This is a genomic window from Streptomyces sp. NPDC045778 (assembly GCF_056431945.1).
Window position 1 is genome coordinate 65,855 of the sequence record NZ_JBWKJZ010000020.1, and the last position, 21,829, is coordinate 87,683.

Annotated in this window: 25 protein-coding genes; 12 read left to right on the plus strand and 13 right to left on the minus strand. The window is 74.4% G+C overall.

Translation table 11 applies throughout. From position 1 onward, the window contains the following. Positions 1–52 precede the first annotated feature (52 nt). From AC07GB_RS24675 to AC07GB_RS24690, 4 genes are all read left to right on the plus strand, one after another. On the plus strand, positions 53–643 hold the full coding sequence (locus tag AC07GB_RS24675; RefSeq protein WP_478849096.1) for a TetR/AcrR family transcriptional regulator: 591 nt from the start codon (positions 53–55) through the stop codon (positions 641–643). A gap of 77 nt (positions 644–720) precedes the next feature. Next, positions 721–1,764, plus strand: coding sequence for a DEDDh family exonuclease (locus tag AC07GB_RS24680; RefSeq protein WP_478848903.1), 1,044 nt, complete (start codon positions 721–723; stop codon positions 1,762–1,764). Positions 1,765–1,828: 64 nt separating this feature from the next. Continuing rightward, the gene (locus tag AC07GB_RS24685) at positions 1,829–2,062 is read left to right on the plus strand and encodes a hypothetical protein (RefSeq protein WP_078869160.1); all 234 of its coding nucleotides are present in this window, start codon (positions 1,829–1,831) and stop codon (positions 2,060–2,062) included. 127 nt (positions 2,063–2,189) lie between these two features. Further along, positions 2,190–2,984: an SURF1 family cytochrome oxidase biogenesis protein gene (locus AC07GB_RS24690; RefSeq protein WP_478848905.1), complete on the plus strand. Its 795-nt coding sequence runs from the start codon at positions 2,190–2,192 to the stop codon at positions 2,982–2,984. A gap of 23 nt (positions 2,985–3,007) precedes the next feature. On the opposite strand, the gene AC07GB_RS24695 is transcribed toward AC07GB_RS24690, so the two are convergent. Next, positions 3,008–3,157 carry a hypothetical protein gene (locus tag AC07GB_RS24695; protein WP_478848907.1) on the minus strand — a complete coding sequence of 50 codons (150 nt, stop codon included), beginning with the start codon at positions 3,155–3,157 and terminating at the stop codon, positions 3,008–3,010. Positions 3,158–3,463: 306 nt separating this feature from the next. Between AC07GB_RS24695 and AC07GB_RS24700 the strand changes: the two genes are divergently transcribed. After that, a complete protein-coding gene (locus AC07GB_RS24700; RefSeq protein WP_478848909.1) occupies positions 3,464–5,257 on the plus strand; it encodes a glycoside hydrolase family 15 protein in 1,794 nt (597 codons plus the stop codon). A 5-nt stretch (positions 5,258–5,262) separates the two neighbouring features. Next, the gene (locus tag AC07GB_RS24705; RefSeq protein ID WP_478848911.1) at positions 5,263–6,018 is read left to right on the plus strand and encodes an SDR family oxidoreductase; all 756 of its coding nucleotides are present in this window, start codon (positions 5,263–5,265) and stop codon (positions 6,016–6,018) included. A gap of 248 nt (positions 6,019–6,266) precedes the next feature. Here the strand turns inward: AC07GB_RS24705 and amaP are convergent, their stop codons facing one another. The 5 genes from amaP to AC07GB_RS24730 all read right to left on the minus strand — a co-directional run bounded on the left by amaP (position 6,267) and on the right by AC07GB_RS24730 (position 8,797). Beyond that, positions 6,267–6,845: an alkaline shock response membrane anchor protein AmaP gene (amaP, locus tag AC07GB_RS24710; RefSeq protein WP_478848913.1), complete on the minus strand. Its 579-nt coding sequence runs from the start codon at positions 6,843–6,845 to the stop codon at positions 6,267–6,269. A gap of 7 nt (positions 6,846–6,852) precedes the next feature. Beyond that, on the minus strand, positions 6,853–7,581 hold the full coding sequence (locus AC07GB_RS24715; RefSeq protein ID WP_478848915.1) for a DUF6286 domain-containing protein: 729 nt from the start codon (positions 7,579–7,581) through the stop codon (positions 6,853–6,855). After that, positions 7,578–7,958 carry an Asp23/Gls24 family envelope stress response protein gene (locus tag AC07GB_RS24720; RefSeq protein WP_478848917.1) on the minus strand — a complete coding sequence of 127 codons (381 nt, stop codon included), beginning with the start codon at positions 7,956–7,958 and terminating at the stop codon, positions 7,578–7,580. Before AC07GB_RS24720 ends, AC07GB_RS24715 begins: the two co-directional genes overlap by 4 nt. Before the next feature lie 18 nt (positions 7,959–7,976). Further along, complete coding sequence (locus tag AC07GB_RS24725) at positions 7,977–8,162, minus strand: hypothetical protein (protein WP_478848919.1); 186 nt, start codon at positions 8,160–8,162, stop codon at positions 7,977–7,979. Positions 8,163–8,299: 137 nt separating this feature from the next. Next, positions 8,300–8,797 carry an Asp23/Gls24 family envelope stress response protein gene (locus AC07GB_RS24730; RefSeq protein WP_478848921.1) on the minus strand — a complete coding sequence of 166 codons (498 nt, stop codon included), beginning with the start codon at positions 8,795–8,797 and terminating at the stop codon, positions 8,300–8,302. Positions 8,798–8,889: 92 nt separating this feature from the next. Here AC07GB_RS24730 and AC07GB_RS24735 point away from each other — a divergent pair, with 92 nt between their 5' ends. Then, entirely contained in the window at positions 8,890–9,804 is a 915-nt protein-coding gene (locus AC07GB_RS24735; RefSeq protein ID WP_478848923.1) for a serine/threonine-protein kinase, read from the plus strand. Here the strand turns inward: AC07GB_RS24735 and AC07GB_RS24740 are convergent, their stop codons facing one another. From AC07GB_RS24740 to AC07GB_RS24755, 4 genes are all read right to left on the minus strand, one after another. Next, on the minus strand, positions 9,805–10,617 hold the full coding sequence (locus AC07GB_RS24740; RefSeq protein WP_478848925.1) for an enoyl-CoA hydratase/isomerase family protein: 813 nt from the start codon (positions 10,615–10,617) through the stop codon (positions 9,805–9,807). Between the two features lie 138 nt (positions 10,618–10,755). Further along, the gene (locus tag AC07GB_RS24745) at positions 10,756–10,977 is read right to left on the minus strand and encodes a helix-turn-helix domain-containing protein (RefSeq protein ID WP_030684175.1); all 222 of its coding nucleotides are present in this window, start codon (positions 10,975–10,977) and stop codon (positions 10,756–10,758) included. Positions 10,978–11,350: 373 nt separating this feature from the next. Then, complete coding sequence (locus AC07GB_RS24750) at positions 11,351–12,949, minus strand: ABC-F family ATP-binding cassette domain-containing protein (protein ID WP_478848927.1); 1,599 nt, start codon at positions 12,947–12,949, stop codon at positions 11,351–11,353. Positions 12,950–13,065: 116 nt separating this feature from the next. Continuing rightward, positions 13,066–13,860, minus strand: a complete 795-nt coding sequence (locus AC07GB_RS24755; RefSeq protein WP_478848929.1) for a PQQ-binding-like beta-propeller repeat protein — start codon at positions 13,858–13,860, stop codon at positions 13,066–13,068. A 210-nt stretch (positions 13,861–14,070) separates the two neighbouring features. Between AC07GB_RS24755 and ypfJ the strand changes: the two genes are divergently transcribed. Continuing rightward, positions 14,071–14,961, plus strand: a complete 891-nt coding sequence (ypfJ, locus tag AC07GB_RS24760; protein WP_478848931.1) for a KPN_02809 family neutral zinc metallopeptidase — start codon at positions 14,071–14,073, stop codon at positions 14,959–14,961. Between the two features lie 76 nt (positions 14,962–15,037). Continuing rightward, positions 15,038–15,451, plus strand: coding sequence for a VOC family protein (locus AC07GB_RS24765; protein ID WP_478848933.1), 414 nt, complete (start codon positions 15,038–15,040; stop codon positions 15,449–15,451). Between the two features lie 37 nt (positions 15,452–15,488). On the opposite strand, the gene AC07GB_RS24770 is transcribed toward AC07GB_RS24765, so the two are convergent. The 3 genes from AC07GB_RS24770 to AC07GB_RS24780 form a co-directional block, all read right to left on the minus strand. After that, complete coding sequence (locus AC07GB_RS24770; protein WP_478848935.1) at positions 15,489–17,012, minus strand: hypothetical protein; 1,524 nt, start codon at positions 17,010–17,012, stop codon at positions 15,489–15,491. Positions 17,013–17,100: 88 nt separating this feature from the next. Further along, on the minus strand, positions 17,101–18,228 hold the full coding sequence (locus tag AC07GB_RS24775; RefSeq protein ID WP_478848937.1) for an alpha/beta hydrolase: 1,128 nt from the start codon (positions 18,226–18,228) through the stop codon (positions 17,101–17,103). A gap of 140 nt (positions 18,229–18,368) precedes the next feature. Next, entirely contained in the window at positions 18,369–19,067 is a 699-nt protein-coding gene (locus tag AC07GB_RS24780) for a class II aldolase/adducin family protein (protein WP_478848939.1), read from the minus strand. A gap of 197 nt (positions 19,068–19,264) precedes the next feature. Here AC07GB_RS24780 and AC07GB_RS24785 point away from each other — a divergent pair, with 197 nt between their 5' ends. From AC07GB_RS24785 to AC07GB_RS24795, 3 genes are all read left to right on the plus strand, one after another. Continuing rightward, positions 19,265–20,002 carry a lysozyme gene (locus AC07GB_RS24785; RefSeq protein ID WP_478848941.1) on the plus strand — a complete coding sequence of 246 codons (738 nt, stop codon included), beginning with the start codon at positions 19,265–19,267 and terminating at the stop codon, positions 20,000–20,002. A gap of 213 nt (positions 20,003–20,215) precedes the next feature. After that, the gene (locus AC07GB_RS24790; protein ID WP_478848943.1) at positions 20,216–21,481 is read left to right on the plus strand and encodes an inorganic phosphate transporter; all 1,266 of its coding nucleotides are present in this window, start codon (positions 20,216–20,218) and stop codon (positions 21,479–21,481) included. Positions 21,482–21,493: 12 nt separating this feature from the next. Further along, positions 21,494–21,721 (plus strand): hypothetical protein, encoded by a 228-nt coding sequence (locus AC07GB_RS24795; RefSeq protein WP_478848945.1) that lies wholly within the window; start codon positions 21,494–21,496, stop codon positions 21,719–21,721. The last annotated feature ends 108 nt before the right edge of the window (positions 21,722–21,829 follow it).

The following is a 21,829-nucleotide window of genomic DNA, read 5'->3' on the forward strand; positions in this document are numbered from 1 at the left end:
GCCGGTCGAGCAGGCGCCCGTCAAGCGGGCCCGCCTCGACCGGGAGCAGGTCCTGGACGCCGCGGCGGCCCTCGTCAAGCAGCACGGCCCGCGCGCCCTGACCATGCGCAAGCTCGCCGCCGAGCTGGGCACGGCGGTGACCTCCATCTACTGGCACGTCGGCAACCGCGAGTCGCTCCTGGACGCCCTCGTCGAGCGCACCCTCGCCGACCTGGGCGAGATCCGGCCGCGCGGCCGCACGCCCGCGCAGCGCGTCGTCTCCGTGGCAGGCGCCCTGCGCCACCAGTTGCGCGACCACCCCCACCTGGTCGCGATGGTCCACGAACGGGGCCTGACGGACCGCATGTTCCTGCCCGCCCAGCAGGTCCTGGTGCGCGAGCTGCACGCGGCGGGGCTGCGCGGCGCCCGCGCGGCCGACGCCGTGCGGGCCGTCCAGGTCCACGTGGTGGGCCACGTCCTGGTGGAGCGCAACCGCGAGCGCGCGCCCGTGCGGCGCCCCGGCGAACACCGGCTGTGGGACGCGCGCACCGCGGACGCCGACCCCGCGCTGGCCCGCGCCCTCACGCGCCCCCTCGACGCGGAGCGGCTCTTCACCCTTTCGGTCAGGGCCCTGGTGACGGGTCTGCTCGGCCCGCAGCCGTGACGCCGAGGGCAGCGCGGCCGACCGCGCCGGCGGCCCACGGACGTGACTGTCAGTCGTGGCCCGTATCCTCATGGACCATGCTCGAAGACCGCACGCTCGCCGCGTCCGCAGACTCCTGGCCGACCGCCTACCCGTCGGGGTACGCGGTCGTCGACGTGGAGACCACAGGGCTGTCCAGGGACGACCGGATCATCTCCGCCGCGGTCTACCGACTGGACGCCCGGGGCGAGGTCGAGGACCACTGGTACACGCTGGTGAACCCGCAGCGCGACCCGGGCCCGGTGTGGATCCACGGCCTGACGAGCGACCAGCTCGCCGACGCCCCGCTCTTCGCGGACATCGCCGAGGAGTTCGGCGAGCGCCTGCGCGACCGCGTCCTCGTCGCGCACAACGCGGTCTTCGACTGGTCCATGATCGCCAGGGAGTACGCGCGCGCGGAGCGCACCGCGCCGGTCCGCCAGCGCCTGTGCACCATCGCGCTCTCCAAGGAGCTTGGCCTGCCGCTGCCCAACCACAAGCTGGAGTCGCTCGCCGCGCACTTCGGCGTGGTCCAGCGGCACGCGCACCACGCCCTGGACGACGCGCGCGTCCTCGCCGAGGCGTTCCGCCCGAGCCTGCGCGCGGCGGCGAGCGACGGCGTGCGGCTGCCGCTCCTGGAGTGCCGCCCGCTGACCGAGTGGGCCGACGGCGCGGCCCGCATCGGGCGGCAGGCCACCGGCTCCCCCGCGCCCGGATCCGCGTATCGCGCGCAGAGTTGGCGCGCCTCCCGCAAGCGCCCCGCCTGCCCCTACCCCAACCCGGGGCGGTACGAGCCGGGCAAACCCCTCAAACAGGGCATGCGCGTCGCCTTCTCCGGCGACACCTCCGTGGACCGCGAGCTGCTCGAGGACCGTGCCTTCGACGCCGGCCTGCACATCGCGACGAGCGTGTCCCGGCTCACCAGCCTGCTCGTGACGAACGACCCGGACTCGGGCACGTCGAAGACGACGAAGGCGCGTTCTTTCGGCACCCCGGTCATCGACGAGGCGGCCTTCGGCCAGCTCCTCCAGGACGTGGCCCCGGCCGACGGCGCGGGGGCCGGCGCCGCCCGCGCCGCGGAGCCCCCGGCGTCAGACGGGTGATTGCCGGGCGACTCGCCCGCCCGCCGCTCGCCCCGCACCGCCGCCGGGTCCCACCCTGTGGCGCATGGCACGTTGCGAGGTCTGCGGAAACGACTACGGCATGTCCTTCGAAGTCCACGCCCAAGGCGCGGTGCACGTCTTCGACTGCTTCTCCTGCGCCATCCACCGCATGGCGCCGATCTGCGAGCACTGCCGGTGCCGCATCATCGGCCAGGGCGTCGAGGCCGACGGGCACTGGTACTGCGGGGCGCACTGCTCACGCGCGGAAGGGCGGGTGGGCATCGTCGACAAGGTGTGACGGCGGACACCCGTCGAAAAGGCGACAAGGCGACAAGGTGTGACGGCAGACATACGGCAAGCCCCCGAAACCCCCGACAGGGCCCCTCCCGTCGGGGGCTCCGTCGTCCACAGGTACCGTCAAGGACGTGTACCGCTTCCTGTTGTCCCGCCAGTGGGTGATCCTCACTCTCATCGGCCTCGTCCTCATCCCCGTGATGATCGAGCTGGGCTTCTGGCAGCTCCACCGGCACGAGGCGCGCGTGGCGCGCAACGACAAGATCGCGCGGGTCATCGACGCCGAGCCGGTGCCCGCCGAGCGGCTCACCGCGCCCGGCCGCGAGGTGCCGGACTCCGCCGTCTACCGCAGGGTGACGGCCGAGGGGACGTACGACACGAAGCACGAGGTCGTCGTCAGGCGCCGCACCAACTCCGACGACGAGGTCGGCTATCACGTCCTGACCCCGTTCGTCCTGCGTGACGGCAAGGTGCTCCTGGTGAACCGCGGCTGGATCCGCGCCGACGGACCCCAGACCGCCTTCCCGAAGATCCCCGCCCCGCCCAGGGGCCGGGTCACCGTCACCGGCCGTCTGATGGCCGACGAGACGTCGGCGGCCAGCGGCATCAAGGACGTCCGCGGCCTGCCCGACCGCCAGATCATGCTGATCAGCAGCGGCCAGCAGGCCCACGCCCTGGGCAAGCCGGTCCTCGGCGGCTACATCGCGCTGACCGCCCCGGAGAACCCGGGCAACTCCCCGCAGCTCATCTCCGCCCCCGACCACAGCAGCATCGGCGCCCACATGGCGTACGCGATCCAGTGGTGGCTCTTCGCCGCGGGCGTGCCGGCCGGGTGGATCGTCCTGGTACGCCGGGAGGTGCGCGACCGCCGCGAGGCGGCGGCCGCGGAGAAGGCGGCGCCCGAAGCGGCCGCGACGCCCGCCTGACGCACCGCCGGCGCCGCTCCCCGCTAGTCCCCGCACCTCTCCCAGGGGTCCGGGGTGCCGTGGGAGAGGACCAGGCCGTACGACTCCACCAGCTCGCAGTCGTTCTGCTGGGTCCACTGGTAGGCCAGGATGGACCAGACCGCGATCGCGACCACCGCGACCACACCCGGCACGCTCCAGCGGGGCCCTCCCCCCGGCCCTCCCCCCGGCCCTCCTCCCGGTCCTCCCCCTGGCCCGCCCCCGCCGCCCGGAGGCGGGCCCTGCGGCGGCTCCTTCGGAGGCTCCCAGCCCGGCCCGTCGTAACCGCGGGGCCGCCATCCGCCCTCATCGTTCGGCATGTCCACGAGTATCCCGGAGAGGCGCCCGCGCGTCCTGCGCTCGGGCGGAGCCGCGGGCGCCAACCGCCCGCGGCGGGGCCCCGGTTCGGCTCTCCGCGACGGACCGGATTGACGCCTCGGCGAACCGGGAAGCCGTCCCCCGTGCAGCGACCCATCGAGGACTACGCCCTCATCGGCGACCATCAGACCGCCGCCCTGGTGGCACGGACCGGTTCCGTCGACTGGCTGTGCCTGCCCCGCTTCGACTCCGCGGCCTGCTTCGCCGCGCTGCTCGGCGAGGACGACCACGGCCACTGGCGCATCGCGCCGCAGGGCGCCGACGTCTGCTCCCGCCGCGCCTACCGGCCCGACACGCTCGTCCTGGACACCGAGTGGGACACCCCCGACGGCACGGTCCGCGTCACCGACTTCATGCCGCAGCGCGACCGCGCCCCGGACCTGGTGCGCGTCGTCGAGGGCGTCGAGGGCGCGGTGACCATGCACAGCACCCTGCGGCTCCGCTTCGACTACGGCTCGGTCGTGCCCTGGATGCGCCGCTCCGACGGGCACCGGGTGGCGGTCGCGGGCCCCGACTCGGTGTGGCTGCGCACCGAGCCCGAGGTCCACGCCTGGGGCCGCGCGGACGCCACGCACGCCGAGTTCACCGTCCGCGCGGGCGAGCGCGTGACCTTCGTGCTCACCTGGCACCCCTCGCACGAGCCGCGCCCGCCGCTCATCGACACCGAGCGGGCGCTGCGCGAGAGCGTCGACGACTGGCGGGCGTGGGCGGCACACTGCCACTACGAGGGGCCGCACCGCGACGCCGTCGTGCGCTCCCTGATCACCCTCAAGGCCCTCACGTACGGCCCGACCGGAGGCATCGTCGCCGCGCCCACCACCTCCCTGCCGGAGGAGCTGGGCGGCGTCCGCAACTGGGACTACCGCTACTGCTGGCTGCGCGACTCCACGCTCACGCTCGGCGCGCTGCTCACCGCCGGGTACCAGGAGGAGGCCGAGGCCTGGCGCGACTGGCTGCTGCGCGCGGTCGCAGGCAACCCGGCGGACCTCCAGATCATGTACGGCCTCGGCGGCGAGCGGCGGCTGCCCGAGGCGGAGGCGCGGTGGCTGCCGGGGTACGCGGACTCGGTGCCGGTGCGCCTCGGCAACGCGGCCGTGTACCAGCGCCAGCTCGACGTGTACGGCGAGGTCGTCGACTCCCTCTGGCTCGCCCGCCACTCGGGCATGGCCACACGCCCGCAGGGCTGGCGCATCCAGCTCGCCCTCATGGAGTTCCTGCGGAAGGTCTGGCGCGAGCCGGACGAGGGGCTGTGGGAAGTGCGCGGCCCGCGCCGCCAGTTCGTGCACTCCAAGGTGATGGCCTGGGTCGCCGCCGACCGCACCGTACGCACCCTGGAGGAGCGGCCGGACCTCGACGGCGACGTGGACCGCTGGCGGCGGCTGCGCGACGAGATCCACGACGAGGTCTGCGCCCGCGGCTACGACGCGGACCGGGGCACGTTCACGCAGTCGTACGGTTCCAAGGAGCTGGACGCCGCCCTGCTGCTCATCCCGCGCGTGGGCTTCCTGCCGCCGGACGACCCGCGCGTCCTCGGCACCATCGACGCCGTCCGCGAGGACCTCGGCACCCGCGAGGGCTTCGTACGCCGCTACAGCACCGACGGCATCACGGTCGACGGGCTGCCCGGCCACGAGGGCGTCTTCCTCGCCTGCTCGTTCTGGCTCGCCGACGCGCTGCACCTGGCAGGCCGCACGCAGGAGGCCCGCGACCTCTTCGAGCGGCTCCTCGCGCTCTGCAACGACGTGGGGCTGCTCGCCGAGGAGTACGACGCGACGGAGCGCCGCCAGTTGGGGAACTTCCCGCAGGCGTTCAGCCACGTGGGTCTCGTCACTACGGCCTTCTCCCTGTTCGGACCGGACCCCGGCACGGCAGGATAGGACGCATGGATCTTGGCCTGAAGAACCGTGTCTATGTCGTCACCGGCGCCACCCGCGGCCTCGGCAACGCCACCGCGCGCGCCCTCGTCGAGGACGGCGCGAAAGTCGTCCTCACCGGCCGCGACGAGAAGACGGCCGCCGAGGCGGCCGCCCAGCTCGGCGCGGACGCGGTCGGCGTGGGCGCCGACAACGCCGACCCCGCGACGCCCGCCCGGCTCGTCGCCACCGCTCGCGAGCGCTTCGGCGGCTTCGACGGCATCCTCGTCAGCGTGGGCGGCCCGCCGTTCGCCTTCGCCGCCGACGTCACGGACGAGCAGTGGCAGGCGTCGTTCGAGTCGGTGTTCCTCGGCGCGGTACGGCTCGCGCGGGCCGCGGCGGCGGAGCTGGGCGAGGGCGGCGTCATCGGCTTCGTCCTTTCCGCCTCCGTGTACGAGCCCATCCCCGGCCTGACCATCTCCAACGGCCTGCGCCCCGGCCTCGCCGGGTTCGCCAAGTCCCTCGCGGACGAGCTGGGCCCGCGCGGCGTGCGGGTCGTCGGGGTGCTGCCGGGGCGCATCGACACGGAGCGCGTGCGCGAGCTGGACGGGCTCACCGCCGACCCGGAGGCGGCCCGGCACGCCTCCGAGTCCGGCATTCCGCTGCGCCGCTACGGGGCTCCGGAGGAGTTCGGGCGGGCTGCGGCGTTCCTGCTGTCGCCGGCCGCGTCGTACATCACCGGGGTGATGTTGCCGGTGGACGGCGGCTCCCGCCACGGCTTCTAGCCGCGGGCTCCGTCAGCCACCCCCTGCCCCGCCGCTACCGCGGCGGGATCTCTCCCACCCACCCACCCACCCGTGCCTGCCCAACCACCCGGCGCGGCCCCGACCTAGCGGCCCGCACGCCGTCGGCCGTCTGCGCTCTGCCGAAAGGATTCAGCCCGTCCGGCGTTTGAGGACAAGCGCGTCAGCGCGGTGTTCGAACCGGTCCCGTGTTCAGGGCGCGGATGGCACCCCCAGGCCGCCCGCGAGGGCTAACTCACCCGTTCCGGGCGGTGTTTGCTCGCCCGGAGCTGGACCGTCGCCGGGAGGCGGGCCAGGCCCGCCGAGTCGCGGGCGTGGGCCAGGGCCTCCACGCACAGCTGGTGCAGCGCGTCCTCCGGGACGGCGTCGGGCTCCAGGACGAGCCCGACCCGTGCCTCGGGCGCGTTGCGCCGGCCGGTCAGCTGGACCCGGGCCCGGCCGACCCCGTCGACCGCCGCCGCCTCGCTCTCCAGCGCGCTCTCCAGCGCGCGGCCGCGCAGCAGCGCCCCCTCGCCGTCCCCGGTCTCCACCAGGACCTCGGCGAGGCGGCGCCGCCGCAGCTGCGCGGTGAGCCACCACAGCGACAGGAGCACGAGCACGGCCAGGGCTCCGATGACCGTGGGCCACCACCAGCCGCGGTCCCGCCACCGCGTCCGCTGCGCCGCGCTGAGCAGCACGTCGTGCCGCCCGTCGTGGACCCACCAGGACGGCGGCCCCGCGCCGAGGCCGACCGCGAGGACGGCCCCGCCCAGCGCGACGAGTGCCAGGCCGAGGAGGCCGAGCAGTACGCGGTTCACCGTACGCGGCATGGCGGGCTCACCCCTTCTTCCCTGGCCGGGCGACGTGGACGGAGAGCGTGGGCGGGCTGCCGAGCCCCAGGCCTCGGATGCCGTCGGCCAGCGTCCGGTCCAGGTCGCCGCGGACGTCGTCGAGGGCGCGGAAGTGCGACTCGGCCCGCACGTCGACCTTGGTCCGGGTCATGCGGACCCGGACCGAGCGGACGCCCGCCACGTCCATGGCCCGGTCGCGAAGGACGGTCGCGGCGGCGCCCCGGTCCAGCCCGGCCCGGACGTCGGCGTGCCCGCGCCGCATCGGCAGGACGGACCGCAGCCCCGGCGTCGCCGCGAGCAGCAGCAGCCACAGGCCGAGGGCCACGGCGACCGCGGCACCGGCGAGCACGGGCGTGCTGTCCAGCGGCCGCTCCGCGAGTTCGCGCGCGAGTTCGCGCCGCCAGCGCATCGCGGGATGGTCGGCCCGCACCGCGACGACGTCGTACAGGAGAAGTCCCGCGCCGCCGAGGAGCAGCAGCGCGAGGAGCGCGGCGGGCACACGGCGCGCGGACCAGAAGCGGGGGGTCTTGTCGTCGTCGGGGGCGAGCGTGGGGTGCGCCTCGTAGGAGGCCGCGGACGTCCACTGCTCCGGCCCCGCCGCCGGGTCGGAGCCGCCGGGGGCCCGCTCGACCACGGGCACGGGCCGGGTGCCGCCCCGGCCGGGGTCCTTGGCTGCGTCCGGGGCCCGCTCGGGGCCTTCGTGGGGCTCGCTCATCGGGTCCTCCCCTGTGCCGCGGCCCGCGCCTGCGCCGAGTGCAGCCGCTCGACCTGGACCGCCACCTCGGGCACTTCCATGCCCGCCAACGCGTGTACCCGCTCGGTGACATGGCGACGCACGGCCGCGCACTGGCCGCCGATGTCACAGGGGTAGTCCAGCTCAAGGCTGACGCGGATGCGTGCCGCCGCGGACGGGGCCTCCCCGGCGCGGGCCGAGCCGTGCGCCCGGGCCAGGACGCTGACCGTGGCGTGCGGCAGCGCGGCTCCTTCGGGAAGGGACCACAGCGCTTCCCGGGCCGCGCGCGCGGCGATCTTCGCGATGACGCGGTCGGCGATCCGGGTCGCGCCGCGCTCGGCGGGCGCTACCTGCCCCACGACCTCCGCCGCCACCGCTCACCGCCGCCGGTCGCCGCGCGTACGGAAGAATTCGCCGGGCTCCAGGTCCCCTTCGAGGAACCGCCCGGCGACGAAGCCGATGGCGCCCAGGGCGGCTACCAGCAGGAAGGCCCCGAACCCACCGAAGTACCCGGCGAAGCCCAGGGCCATTCCGGCGATCATGCCGATGACGGCCATGCTCATCGTGCGCTCCTTCGCTCCTGCGCGTGTGCTGTTGAGGCTGTTTCCCGCTGCTGCCGCCCACGACTCCGACGGCGCGGGTCCCGGGTGGCGCGCGGGGCGCCGCGCGCCGCCCGTGCCGCGGGTCCGCGCCGTGCGCGCTACTGCAACCTGGGCTGCTCGTCGTCCTCGTCGTCCGGCAGCTTCACGTCGCTGACGGCGATGTTCACCTCGACCACTTCGAGGCCGGTCATGCGCTCCACGGCCGTGACGACGTTCTCCCGCACGGCGCGCGCGACATCGGCGATCGATACGCCGTACTCGACGACGACCTCCAGGTCGAGGGCCGTCTGCACCTCGCCGACCTCGGCCTTCACCCCGCGCGTGACGGACTTGGAGCTGCCGGGCACCCGGTCGCGCACGGCCCCGAAGGTCCGGGCGAGGCCGCCGCCCATCGCGTGGACGCCGACCACGTCACGGGCGGCGAGTCCGGCGATCTTCTCCACGACGCCGTCCGCGATGGTGGTGCGCCCGCGGGTCGCCGGATCACCACCGCCGCCGCGCCGTGCCGACCCGCCGCGGCCCCCGGATTCGTCGGACGAGTCGGGTCCGCTCTTGTCGAGCGTCTGGGACTTCCTCTGCTCTCCGGTGTCGGTCATCACCGCGGTCCTTTTCGACAGGGGGTCTGCTCCTCGCCCCACACTAAGCGCGGCCCCGCGCCCGCGCGCCCCGGATGCGGCAGGGTGGAGCCATGACGGGTGACGGATGGGCGTCGGCGGTACGGCGCCAGCTGGGCCTCGGCCGGGTGCTGCCCCTCGGCGGGGCGGGGGACGGCGCGTGGCTGACCGAGGAGGCGGCGACGGCGGTGCTGCGCCGGTCGGCCGAACGGGTGACGGGGGCGCGTCTGACGTCCGTGCGCGTGGCCCTGGCCGACCCGGACGCCGCGCACGGCTCCCCCGACGCCGGGGCCCCGCCGGACGTGAGTGTCTCCGCGGTCCCCGCGCCGCCGAGCGCGCTGCCGCCCCGGCCGCTGCGCATCGACGGGGAGGTCGCCGCGGGCACGGCCGAGCCGCTGCCCGCCCTGGCGTCCCGGCTGCGCGCGGCCCTCGCGACGGGCGCGGCGGACCGGCTCGGCCTGGTCGTCGCGACGGTGGACCTGCGGGTGACGGCCCTCCTCGACGAGACGGCGATCCTGGACGAGACGGCGGCCCCCGCGAGCGACGCGGCCCCGGCGGGCTCGGCACCGGGCTCCCCCTCGGACGCAGCCGAGGACGCTCCGTCAACCGAGGACACGCCGCCAGCCGAGGACGCCCCGTCAGCCGAGGACGCCCCGTCGGACTCTCCCGAGGACCGGATCGCCCGGACCGTGCTCGCCGTGCCGGGGGTGACCCGGCTGACCGGCGTGTTCGGCGGCCTGGGGCGCGCGGTCCACGTGCGGGAGCCCGAGCCGCTGAACTCGCTGCCGCGCCGCCACGTCCAGGTGGAGCTGGCCGTGGCGGCGGACCGCAGGGCCCTGGACGTGGCCCGCGCGGTGCGTACGGCGGTGGGCGGGGCGCTGCCGGACCGGCCGTCGGTGGCGGTCCTGGTGACGGCGGTCGACGAGCCCGGCCGGGGCAGCGCACACCCGGGCCAGGGGCCCGACTCCCTTACGGGCGAGGGCGGTTGATCAGTCGCCGATCCCGGCGAGGTCCCGCAGCCTGCGGGCCTGGGCCGCGCGCTCGGCGGTGCGCTGCTCCTCGTACGAGCGGCCCGTGACGCCCTGGAGCAGGGCCTTGGTCTCGATGACCGCGTCACGCGGGGCGGCGAGCAGCGCCGCGGCCAGGTCCCGGGCGGTGTCGTCGAGCTGGTCGCCGGGCACGACGAGGTTGGCGAGGCCGAAGCGCTCGGCCTCGTCGGCGTGCACGAAGCGGCCCGTGGCGCAGATCTCCAGGGCGCGCGCGTAACCGACGAGGGAGACGAGGGGGTGCGTGCCGGTGAGGTCGGGCACCAGGCCCAGGCTGGTCTCGCGCATGGCGAACTGCACGTCGTCGGCGACGACCCGCAGGTCGCAGGCGAGGGCCAGCTGGAAGCCCGCACCGATGGCGTGCCCCTGCACGGCGGCGACGGACACGATGTCGCTGCGCCGCCACCAGGTGAACGCCTCCTGGTACTCGGCGATGGTCGCGTCGAGGACGTCGTCCGCGCCGCGCGCCAGGTCGAGGAACGACGGCTCGCCGTCGAAGCCCTCGGGCGTGAACGCCTGCCGGTCGAGGCCCGCGGAGAAGGACTTGCCCTCGCCGCGCAGGACCACCACGCGGACGCTGCCGGGCAGCGTCCGTCCGGCCTCGGTCAACGCCCGCCACAGCGCGGGGGACTGGGCGTTGCGCTTGGCCGGATGGGTGAGGGTCACCGTGGCCATGGCGTCCTCGACCGTGAGGCGTACGCCGTCCTTGTCGAGAAGCGGTGCCGCCGCGCTCTGTCGGCTGTCGGGCGAAGCCATCAGTGCCTCCGATGGGTGCAGTCGTCGGTCGGGGCGCTGGGGAGCGCCCCTAAGTGACTGCACAGTAACCACCCGGCCGGACGAACGGCCGACCGGGTGGTCACCCTCGGGCCACGAGAGCCGCGGACAGCGGCGGGGTCAGACGGAGGCGGCCTTCTTGCCTCGCGTCGCACCGCCACGGCCGCGCAACACGACACCCGACTCGGTGAGCATCCGGTGCACAAATCCGTACGAACGGCCGGTCTCCTCGGCCAACGCCCGGATACTCGCACCGGCGTCGTACTTTTTCTTCAGGTCTGCCGCGAGCTTGTCGCGCGCGGCGCCGGTCACCCGGCTGCCCTTCTTCAGAGTCTCGGCCACCCGTGCCTCCTCATGGGAAGTGCGCTCTGGACTTCTCATGATCACCCCTACCGGGCCTCCTGGCCACCCATTCGGCAAGGTCCATGTGACTTGATTCGCAGTCCGGAAGCGGGCCGCCATGAGCGGAATTAACGATTCCGCACACTTCGGTCCCTGCCGCCGCATGGGTTCTGCCAGGAAGGGGCAGGTCAGAGGCGTGCCCGGAGAACATGGGCGCATCGGCCGCAGGCGGCGGCGAAATACGTGTATCGCACATCTCGGTATGAGGACGCCTCACACAGATGAAGGATCACGGATCGGCCGAATGATCCATACGGAGTGGATCAGTGATTCGATCACGCTCGCGGGGCCCCGCCCGCGCGCCTGAGGGGTGTCAGGCGAGGGCCACCAGGTCCGCGTAGTCCGCGCCCCACAGGTCCTCGACGCCGTCCGGGAGCAGGATGATCCGCTCCGGCTGGAGGGCCTCGACGGCGCCCTCGTCGTGCGTGACGAGGACGACCGCGCCCTTGTAGGTGCGCAGCGCGCCGAGGATCTCCTCGCGGCTGGCCGGGTCGAGGTTGTTCGTCGGCTCGTCCAGGAGGAGCACGTTCGCGGACGAGACGACCAGGGTCGCGAGCGCGAGCCGGGTCTTCTCACCGCCGGACAGGACGCCCGCGGGCTTGTCGACGTCGTCTCCGGAGAAGAGGAACGAGCCGAGCGTCTTGCGCACCTCGACCAGGTCGAGGTCGGGGGCCGCCGAGCGCATGTTCTCCAGGACCGTGCGGTCGGGGTCGAGGGTCTCGTGCTCCTGGGCGTAGTACCCGAGCTTGAGGCCGTGGCCCTCGATGACCTGGCCGGTGTCGGGCTTCTCGGCGCCGCCGAGGAGCCTGAGCAGGGTGGTCTTGCCCGCGCCGTTGAGCCCGAGGATGACGACGCGGGAGCCCTTGTCGATGGCCAGGTCGACGTCGGTGAAGATCTCCAGGGAGCCGTACGACTTCGAGAGTCCCTCGGCCATGAGCGGGGTCTTGCCGCACGGCGAGGGCTCGGGGAAGCGCAGCTTGGCGACCTTGTCGCTCTGGCGCACCTCTTCGAGGCCCGCGAGGAGCTTGTCGGCGCGCCGGGCCATGTTCTGCGCGGCGACGGTCTTGGTGGCCTTGGCGCGCATCTTGTCGGCCTGCGAGTGCAGGGCGGCGGCCTTCTTCTCGGCGTTCTGCCGCTCGCGCTTGCGGCGCTTCTCGTCGGACTCGCGCTGCTGCTGGTAGAGCTTCCAGCCCATGTTGTAGACGTCGATCGTGGAGCGGTTGGCGTCCAGGTAGAAGACCTTGTTGACGACCGTCTCGACGAGGTCGACGTCGTGGGAGATGACGATGAAGCCGCCCCGGTACGTCTTCAGGTAGTCGCGCAGCCAGACGATCGAGTCGGCGTCCAGGTGGTTCGTCGGCTCGTCGAGAAGCAGGGTGTCCGCGTCCGAGAACAGGATCCGGGCCAGCTCGATGCGGCGGCGCTGGCCGCCGGAGAGCGTGTGCAGGGGCTGGCCGAGCACGCGGTCGGGGAGGTTCAGCGCGGCGGCGATGGTGGCGGCCTCGGCCTCGGCGGCATACCCGCCCTTGGTGAGGAACTCCGTCTCCTGGCGCTCGTACTGCTTCATGGCCTTGTCGCGCGTGGAGCCCTTGCCGTTGGCGATGCGCTCCTCGTTCTCCCGCATCTTGCGGAGGAGTACGTCGAGGCCGCGCGCGGACAGGACGCGGTCGCGGGCGAGCACGTCGAGGTCGCCGGTGCGGGGGTCCTGCGGCAGATAGCCCACCTCGCCGGAGCGGGTGATGGTGCCGCCGGCCGGGGCGCCCTCGCCTGCGAGGCACTTGGTGAGCGTGGTCTTGCCCGCGCCGTTGCGGCCGACGAGACCGACGCGGTCACCCTTGGCGATACGGAACGTCGCGTTCTCGATGAGGATGCGGGCACCGGCACGCAATTCGATACCGGAGGCGGTGATCACGGTCAGACTCCTGGGCGGGTAAGGCGGCGGAAGCGGGCGAAAGGCAAGGCGGGATGCGCGCGCGGGGCGCGCCGCTGAGCCGTCTAATGCAGGAGGAGAATGGCCATGAGGCAATTCTACCGGGGGTCTGCAACCGATTTTCCGCCGCGCCCGGGCAGCCCGTTGCCCAGCGGGGTGCGGCCGGGCGCGATGCGGCCGAGGTCATCCACGGCGACCAGCTGCGCGGTCCACGCCGTCGCGCGGCCGCGGCAGGGCTGGGCGATCAGGAGCACCCGGTCGCGGCGCACGGCCCGGGCCGGCTCGAAGGCGCAGCCCTCGCCCGCGGGCAGCGTCCAGCGCAGGTCGCCGTCGGCGACGCGGTAGGCGGCCACGCGGCGCGGCGTGACGACGGCGAGCATGCGGGCCGCGGGGTCCAGGGCCCGCAGGACTCCGGTGCCGCCGTGCGCGGCGGGCGTCGCCAGCCAGCGGGCGCTCTCGGGGACCACCCGGTGCCAGCGGACCGTCCCGCGCGCGGTGCCGGTGACCATCCCGTCGTCCCAGAGCGCGACGGCGTGCCCGGACGCGGCGAGCAGGGCCAGCGGGCGGCGGCCCGCGCGCGTGTACGTCCAGTGGGCCCGGCCGCTGTCGCCGTCGTACGCCCTGACGGCCCGGTCCGTACGCCGCAGCGCCGGGGGCCGGGCGTCGTCCGCGCGCGCGTGGACGACGAGGTGGTCTCCGTAGGGTGCCGGTCGCGTGTCCTGGGCGGCCGTGACGAGCGGCAGGGCGAGGAGCGCGAGGGCCAGGGGAAGCGCGAAACGAGAGACCCGGCGGCGGGGCGCCGCATCCGTCACGCCCGGCCCGTCCGTCGCGCTCGGCACACCTGGCGCGGCCGACGCCCCCGGCGCAGCCGTCGAGGTCGGCACACCGGACATCAGGCCCCCTTCGCACCCCGTGCGCACCCACGGCCACGGAACAGCGGCAGAGCGTAGCCGTGGCGCGGGCCGACCGGGGCCCGGCCGGCGTGACACGGCGCGCGGGTGCGGGCCTTGTCGCCCGTTCGGACCTCCGTCCGGGGCCGGGAAGCGGGTGGCGTACCAGGATGAAGTGGCCGGATCCGGCGCGAGGCAGAGGGTGGTGCGCCCATGCAGTTCGACGACGACGCGAACCTGGACACCTCCGAGGTGCAGGACGTGCGCGGCAGCCGCATTCCCGGCGGCCGGGCGACCGTCGGCGGCGGCATCGCCGGTCTCATCGCGCTGTTCCTCGGGCTTTTCTTCGGCGTCGGCCCCGAGCAGCTCGGCCTGAGCGACTCCGGCGACGAGCCCGCCGTCTCGTCCTCGTCGCTCGCGCAGGTCCAGCAGAGCTGCCGCACCGGCAAGGACGCCAACGCCCGTGAGGACTGCCGGATCGTCGCCGTGGTGAACAGCGTCCAGGACTACTGGCGCCAGGAGTTCCCGCGCCGCCAGGGGCGGTACGCGCCCGCGCGGACCGTGTTCTTCACCGGCCGCGTGGGCACCGCGTGCGGCGCGGCCTCGTCGGCGGTCGGCCCGTTCTACTGCCCCGGCGACCGGCAGGTCTATCTGGACCTGGGGTTCTTCGACGAGCTGCGGACCAAGTTCGGCTCGAGCGGCGGGCCGTTCGCACAGGCGTACGTCGTCGCGCACGAGTACGGGCACCACGTGCAGAACCTGATGGGCACGCTGAGCCGCGCCCAGGACGGGCGTACCGGCGCGGACAGCAACGCCGTGCGGGTCGAGTTGCAGGCCGACTGCTACGCGGGGGTGTGGGCGCACAACGCCACGCGGACGCCCGACGAGTCGACGGGCAGGCCGCTGATCACCCGGCTCACGGACGAGGACATCCGGGACGGCCTGGACGCGGCGGCGGCCGTCGGCGACGACCGGATCCAGGAGCGCTACCAGGGCCGGGTCACCCCCGAGTCGTGGACGCACGGCTCGGCCGAGCAGCGCCAGCAGTGGTTCTACCAGGGCTATCGCACGGGTGACATGGGGCAGTGCAACACCTTCCGCTGAGCGGCGGGGGCGCTGTCGGACCCGGGTGCCATGCTGGGGAACACGGTCACGCGGAGTTCTTCGAGGAGTGAGCGACATGGCTGGCGCTGTCAGGATGCGGCCGAGCATCTTCCCGACGCTGCTGTACGCGGACGCGAAGGCGGCGATCACCCAGCTCACGGAGGCCTTCGGCTTCACCGAGATGAGCGTGTACGAGAGCGAGGACGGCACGGTCCTGCACGCCGAGCTGAGCTATGGCAACGGCGCGGTGATGCTCGGTTCCAAGGGCCACGGCGGTGTCTTCGCGGAGACGATGAAGAGCGCGGGGCCGACCGCGATCTACGTCGTCGTGGACGACGTGGACGCCCATCACCAGCACGCGGTGGAGCACGGCGCGGACATCCTGGCGCCCCCGACGGACCAGGACTACGGCTCGCGGGACTATCTGGCCCGCGACGCCGAGGGAAACGTCTGGAGCTTCGGGACGTACGCGCCCGAGATAGGCGGCTGACCGGTCCCGCGCGGGACCGGTCGGGGCCGGCCCGGCGTCACACTCCCCCGGTGTGCACCTGGAACGCGGCGCGGCGCACGGCCTTCGCGAGGGCCGGGTCCGGGTGGGCCGCGGCGAGCGCCACGAGGACCTGCACGGTGCGCGGGTGGCCGACGGTGCGTACCTCGTCGAGCAGCGCGGGCACGGTGGGCTGCGGCGCGGACTCCAGGTGGCGCACGAGGAGTTCGGCCTCGCCGTGGTCGGCGACGGCGGCCGCCGTGTCGACCCACAGCCAGGTGGACTCCTCGCGGGTGAGCACCAGGTGGACGTCCTCGGGGTCGGTGCCCTCGTGCTCGGCGAGCCACAGCAGGGCGTAGGGCCGCAGCGAGGGCACGTCGGCGACGGCGCGCACATCGGGCTCGGCCGGGGCGCCGACCACGCGCAGCGCCTCGAAGGCGAGGCCGCGCAGCAGGGCGTCCTCGCCCCGGGCGGCGTCGAGGAGTTCGGTGACGGCGCTGCCCGCGTCCCGGGCGGCGAGCCAGGCGCGGTACTCGGCGCGGGCCGCGTTCGGCCGCAGGCGGGCGCAGCCGCGGAGCATGTCCTCGGCGGACTGCTCGATGTTCCCCGCCGGGCTCTGCGCGGCCACGCAGATCTGCTCCAGCTTGACCCACACCGCCCAGCTGCCCAGAGGGGTGAGCGTGGCATGGCCGTCCGCGCAGGTCAGCGCGTCGACGGCGGCCAGCGCGCGCAGCGCCCAGCCGAGCAGGTCGGCCAGCGGGACGTCGTCGGAGCGGTCAGTTCCCGCGGTGCCTGACGCGTCTGCCGCGTCTGATCCGTCCGGGGCGCTCCCCGGGGGCTCCTCCTGGGGGCCGTACGGGATTTCGCAGCGCTCCGTGCGCAGCTCGCGGACGCGCTGGTCGAGGAGGTCGAGGAGCTGCGGCACGGGCACGGGGCCCGCGGACAGCTGGAGGAAGGACAGCAGCTGGGGGACGGCCTCGACGGTCTCCGCGACGGTGGCGGGCGGCAGCTCGGCGGGCGCCGGGTGGACGAGCGACCAGGCGTCGAAGAGCGCGACCCAGCCGCGCAGGACGGCCGCGTCGTCCCGGTCCCAGGCGCGAAGGCGCCAGCCGGGGCGGGCGGTGGTGCCGTGCACCTCGACGAGGCCTGCGAGGCGGGCGGCGTCCCAGTCCGCGCGCAGCTGGTGCACCGTCACGTCGAGGTCGGCCGCGGCCCGTTCGGCCACGGCGTCGGACAGGGCGCCGGTGGTGCCGGCCGGGGCGGGGCGGCCCGCGGTGCCGAGGCGGGCAGTGCCGGGCGCGGGGCGCAGGGCGTGCTCGGCCCAGCGAGCGGCGCGGACGGCGCCCGCGAGGCCCGCGCGCGCCATGCGGGCCAGTTCGGCGGGCGCGGGGGTGCCCTCGGGGGGCGGGGGCGCGGGGCGGCGCGCTCGGCGCTGGGTGACCGCGCCGGGGCCGCCGAGGGGGCCGCGGCCTTGACCACGCTCGGCCTCCGCTCGCCTTTCGGCCCGGGGCGAGGGGGTGCGGACGAGGTGGAGCCGGGAGTCGCGCGGGATACGGGACGTCACGGGAGCAGTCTTCCTGTTGACGGTCCGAAAACCCAAACGGAATCCCGGGCGACCGCCACGAGGCCGGTGGACGCACGGGACGGGAGGTTCACATGAGCGGGGTGAGGAAGCGGCGCAGCGCCTCTTCGTAGCGCGCGGGGTCGGCGTTCCACATGGCGCCGTGGGGCGCATCCGGAACGGTGTGCAGGGTCACCAGGTCAGGACGTGCCGCGGCCAGTCGCCGGGACAGGGCCCAGGGGGCGACGGTGTCGCCGGGGCCGTGGGCCAGGAGCGTCGGCACCCGCAGCGCGCCGGGGTCCGCGCTCTCCACGGCGCGGTCGCCGCGCAGTCCGGTGCGGCCCTGCGCGGCGCGCACGGCGAGCGGAAGGAGCGGGGCGGGGGTGCCGCGCGCGGTGGCGAGGGCCCGCAGCGTGATCTCCCAGTCGAGCACCGGCGAGTCCAGGACGAGTCCCCCCACGCGGTCGCGCAGCGCGGAGTGCGCGGCGGCGTGCAGCGCCATGGCGGCGCCGGTGGACCAGCCGTGCAGGACGACGCTCCGCGCGCCGTGGCGCACGGCGTAGCGGATGGCGGCGTCCAGGTCGCGCCACTCCGTCTCGCCCAGGTGACCGAGCCCGTCCAGGGACCGCGGGGCGCCCGGGTCGCCCCGGTAGCCGAGGGAGAGGACCGGGAGGCGCTGCGCGCGCAGGAAGTCCAGGACGACCAGGGGGTGCGCGCGGGTGGTGCCGAGGCCGTGCACGGCGATGACCCAGGTGTCGCGGGAGCCGGGCACGAACCACGCGGGCAGCGCGCCGAGTTCGCCAGGGATCTCGACGTCGGCGTGCTCGATGCCGAGGGCCGAGCGGGGGTCGCCGATGTGGACCTGCGGGGTGAGCCAGACCTTGCCACCGGGCTCCAGGGTGCCGTGGGTGACCCGTTCCAGACGGCGTACGACGGTGTCGGCCGGGTGGGGGGCCGCCTCGATGACCGGTCCGACGACGGCGTGGCAGCCGGGGCCCGTCAGGCCGTAGACGCCGGGGCGGCCGGACGCGAGGGAGCGGGTCAGGGCGACCTGGCCCGCGGCGGTGGCGTGCACGGTCAGGCGCCGCTCCGTGGGCAGGGGGCGGTCCGGCGTGGTCTTGAGGGCGGCGTCGCTGGCGTAGCGGCCGGCCGCGATCGCCGTCAGGGCGGCCGTGGTGGCGGCGGTCACGGCCGCGGCCGTTGCTTTGGCTGGGCGCACGGGTCCAGTGTCTGCGGGGGTGGGCGGTGCGGCCAGTGGGCGTGGCCCTCGCGGGTGCGCGGGCGCGGCCGTCGCGGGTGCGCGCGGGGCGCCCTGGAGTCATCGGCGCCGCGCGCGCCGCCCTCGGTCGCCGGGCGGGCTCAGGGCTTCTTCTGGCCGTAGCCGCTCAGCTTCCCGCCCGCTTCCGCCACCTGGTCCGGTGACAGGAGCGACGGGGTCAGGCCCGGCACCGAGCTGGCCGTCAGCCACAGGTGGCACATCCACTCCAGCTGGGCCGTGCGGTCGTAGGCCTGGGTGAGGGTGTCTCCGTAGGCGACGGTTCCGTGGTTCTGGAGGAGGCAGGCGTTGCGGTCGCGCAGGGCCCGGAGCATGTTCGCGGCCAGTTCGTCGGTGCCGTAGAGGGCGTAGGGGGCGACGCGGACCGGGCCGCCGAGGGCGCCGGTCATGTAGTGGACGGCAGGGAGTTCGGGGACGAGCGTGGAGACGGCGGTGGCGTGGACGGCGTGGGTGTGGACGACGGCTCCGGCGCCGGTGGCGCGGTAGATCTCCAGGTGCATGGGCAGCTCGCTGGTGGGGCTCAGGGCGCCGAAGAGCCGCTTGCCGTCCAGGTCGACGCCGACCGCGTCGGCCGGTCCGAGGTCGTCGTAGGCGACGCCGCTCGGCGTGACGAGGACGGTGTCCCCGACGCGTACGGAGACGTTGCCCGACGTGCCCACGACGAGGCCGTCGGCGACCGTCCTGCGCGCGGTCGCCACCAGCGCGTCCCAGGCCCGGGCGACCGCCTCGCCCGCGGCGCCGTCCGCCGTGCCCCGCCCCTGCTCCTGCCGCTGCTCAGTCATGCCGCGATCCTGCCAGGCGGCGGCCGCGGAAGGGACCCGTCCCGCGGAGGCCGTTCGCACGCGCAAGACCAGGCCCATGAGCCCCTTTGGGACGGTTCGCACCGCTCGACACGCTTGGCTGACGATTGAACGGTCTTAGGTGAATCTTCCAGTACTCTCTGGGAGATTTGTCACACACGTCGCCATCTGGGGGAAGAATGGCCCGTGATCACACACCGTCCCGCCGTCGGGCACCCGCCCTCGCCGCGTCCGTCGCGGCCCTCGCGATCGGCGGGACGGCGCTCGCCGAAGCGCCGGCGTCGGCGGCGGGCGGGCCACGGGGGCACGACGTGTCCTCGCACCAGAAGAACGTGGACTGGCCCGCGGCGAAGGCCAAGGGCGCGCGCTTCGTCTATGTCAAGGCCACCGAGTCCCACACCTACCGCAACCCCTACTTCCGTCAGCAGTACGACGGCTCCAGCGCGGCCGGGCTCATCCGCGGCGCGTACCATTTCGCCCTGCCGCACCGGTCGTCCGGCGCGACGCAGGCGGCGCACTTCATGCGGAACGGCGGGCAGTGGACGCCCGACGGCCGGACGCTGCCGCCCGCGCTCGACATCGAGCACCATCCGTACGGCGGGCGGAAGTGCTACGGCCTGAGCAAGGCCCGCATGGTCGCCTGGATCAGGGCGTTCAGCGACGAGGTCAGGCGCCGCTCGGGGCGCAGGCCCATGATCTACACGACCACGAAGTGGTGGAACGACTGCACCGGCGCGAGCCGGGCCTTCGGCGATCACCCGCTGTGGCTCGCCCGTTGGTCGGGCGCGCCGGGGCCGCTGCCGAGCGGCTGGTCGTCCTGGACCGTCTGGCAGTACGCGGACCGCGGCAGCCTGCCGGGTGACCAGAATCTCTTCAACGGGTCGACGGCACAGCTCAGGCGGTTCGCGCGGGGCTGAGCGGAGGCCTCCGCAAGCCCTCCGGACGGCCTAATTCCGGGCCTGCGCCGGGCCCGTGCCGCCCCGTCGGCGCGCCCTTCGGTGTATGCCGGAAGGACGTGGGGCGGCCCCTTCTCCGGGAGGGTCACCGCCAGGCCCTGCCCAGTTCACTTTCCGTTCACTCAGGTTGCCTACGGTCCACGAGCCACTGACGTCCAACAGAAGCCTGGGTAAATGGAACACATCACGCTTCTCCTCGGGATCGTGATCGTCACCGCTCTCGTGTTCGATTTCACGAACGGTTTCCACGACACAGCCAACGCGATGGCGACGACCATCTCGACTGGCGCTCTCAAGCCCAAGACGGCGGTGGCCATGTCCGCCGTGCTGAACCTCGTCGGAGCGTTCCTCTCCGTCGAAGTCGCCAAGACCATCTCCGGCGGCATCATCAATGAGGACGGCCTCAAGACAGAGGTCATATTCGCCGCCCTCGTCGGCGCCATCCTCTGGAACCTGCTGACCTGGCTCCTGGGTCTGCCGTCCAGCTCCTCGCACGCCCTGTTCGGCGGCCTGATCGGCGCCGCCGTGATGTCCATGGGCTGGTCGTCGGTGAACGGCGGCACGGTCGTCACCAAGGTGCTGCTCCCCGCGATCGCCGCCCCGCTCGTCGCGGGCATCGCCGCCTCGCTCGCCACCCGGCTCACGTACCGGATCAGCAGCAAGACGGACGAGAAGGCGACGTCGAAGGGCTACCGCGCCGGGCAGATCGCCTCGGCCGGCCTCGTCTCGCTCGCCCACGGCACGAACGACGCGCAGAAGACCATGGGCATCATCACCCTCGCCCTGATCACCGGCGGCGTCCTGAACCCCGGCGCGAACCCCCCGATGTGGGTCATCGTCTCCGCGGGCATCGCCATCGCGCTCGGCACCTACCTCGGCGGCTGGCGGATCATCCGCACCATGGGCAAGGGCCTCACCGAGCTGGCCCCGCCGCAGGGCTTCGCCGCGCAGACCTCCGCCGCGACCGCGATCCTCGCCTCCTCGCACATCGGCTTCTCGCTCTCCACCACCCAGGTGTGCTCCGGCGCCGTGATGGGCGCGGGCCTCGGCCGCAAGGGCGGTGTGGTCCGCTGGTCCACCGCCACCCGGATGTTCGTGGCGTGGGGCCTGACGCTGCCCGCCGCGGGCCTGGTCGGCGCGGGCGCCGAACTGCTCACCAAGCAGGGCGACTGGGGCGTCGCGGCCACGGCCGCGCTGCTCGTCGGCGGCTCCGCCGTCATCTGGTCCCTGTCGCGCCGCGAGCCGGTCGACCACACCAACGTCACGGCCGACGAGATCGGCGCTCCCGCCCGGAACGCCGAGCCCGCGGGCGTCGTCACCACCGCGATCGCCGCGGTCACGCCGCCCCCGGCCGGCCCGCTCGCCGCGGTCTCCGTGGCCGCCGAGCCGTCCGAGAACTCCGCGCCCGTGGCGGATCCCGCCCGGCCCGCCACGGTCTAAGGAAGCAGCAGCATGAAGATCGACTGGGCAGCTCTCGGCTCCGTCTTCGGGGTCAGCCTCGTGGTGACCGTCGCCCTCGTGGGCCTGTTCACGCTCGGCATCGTCGGCCTCTCCAAGCAGGAACAGGCCCGCACGGCCGGGGGCGGCACGGCCGCGCTCGCCCCGCGGGTGAGCGCGTACGCCTGCTTCGCGCTGTGCGCGGCGGCGGTGGCGTACGGGATCTATCTGATCGTCGCCTGACGGCGATCCGCACGACGACGGCGAGGGGGGGGGGGGGGGGGGGGGGGGGGGGGGGGGGGGGAGGGGCGCCGTCTTGTTTTTTTTGCGTGGGGAAGAGAGGGGTCGGGA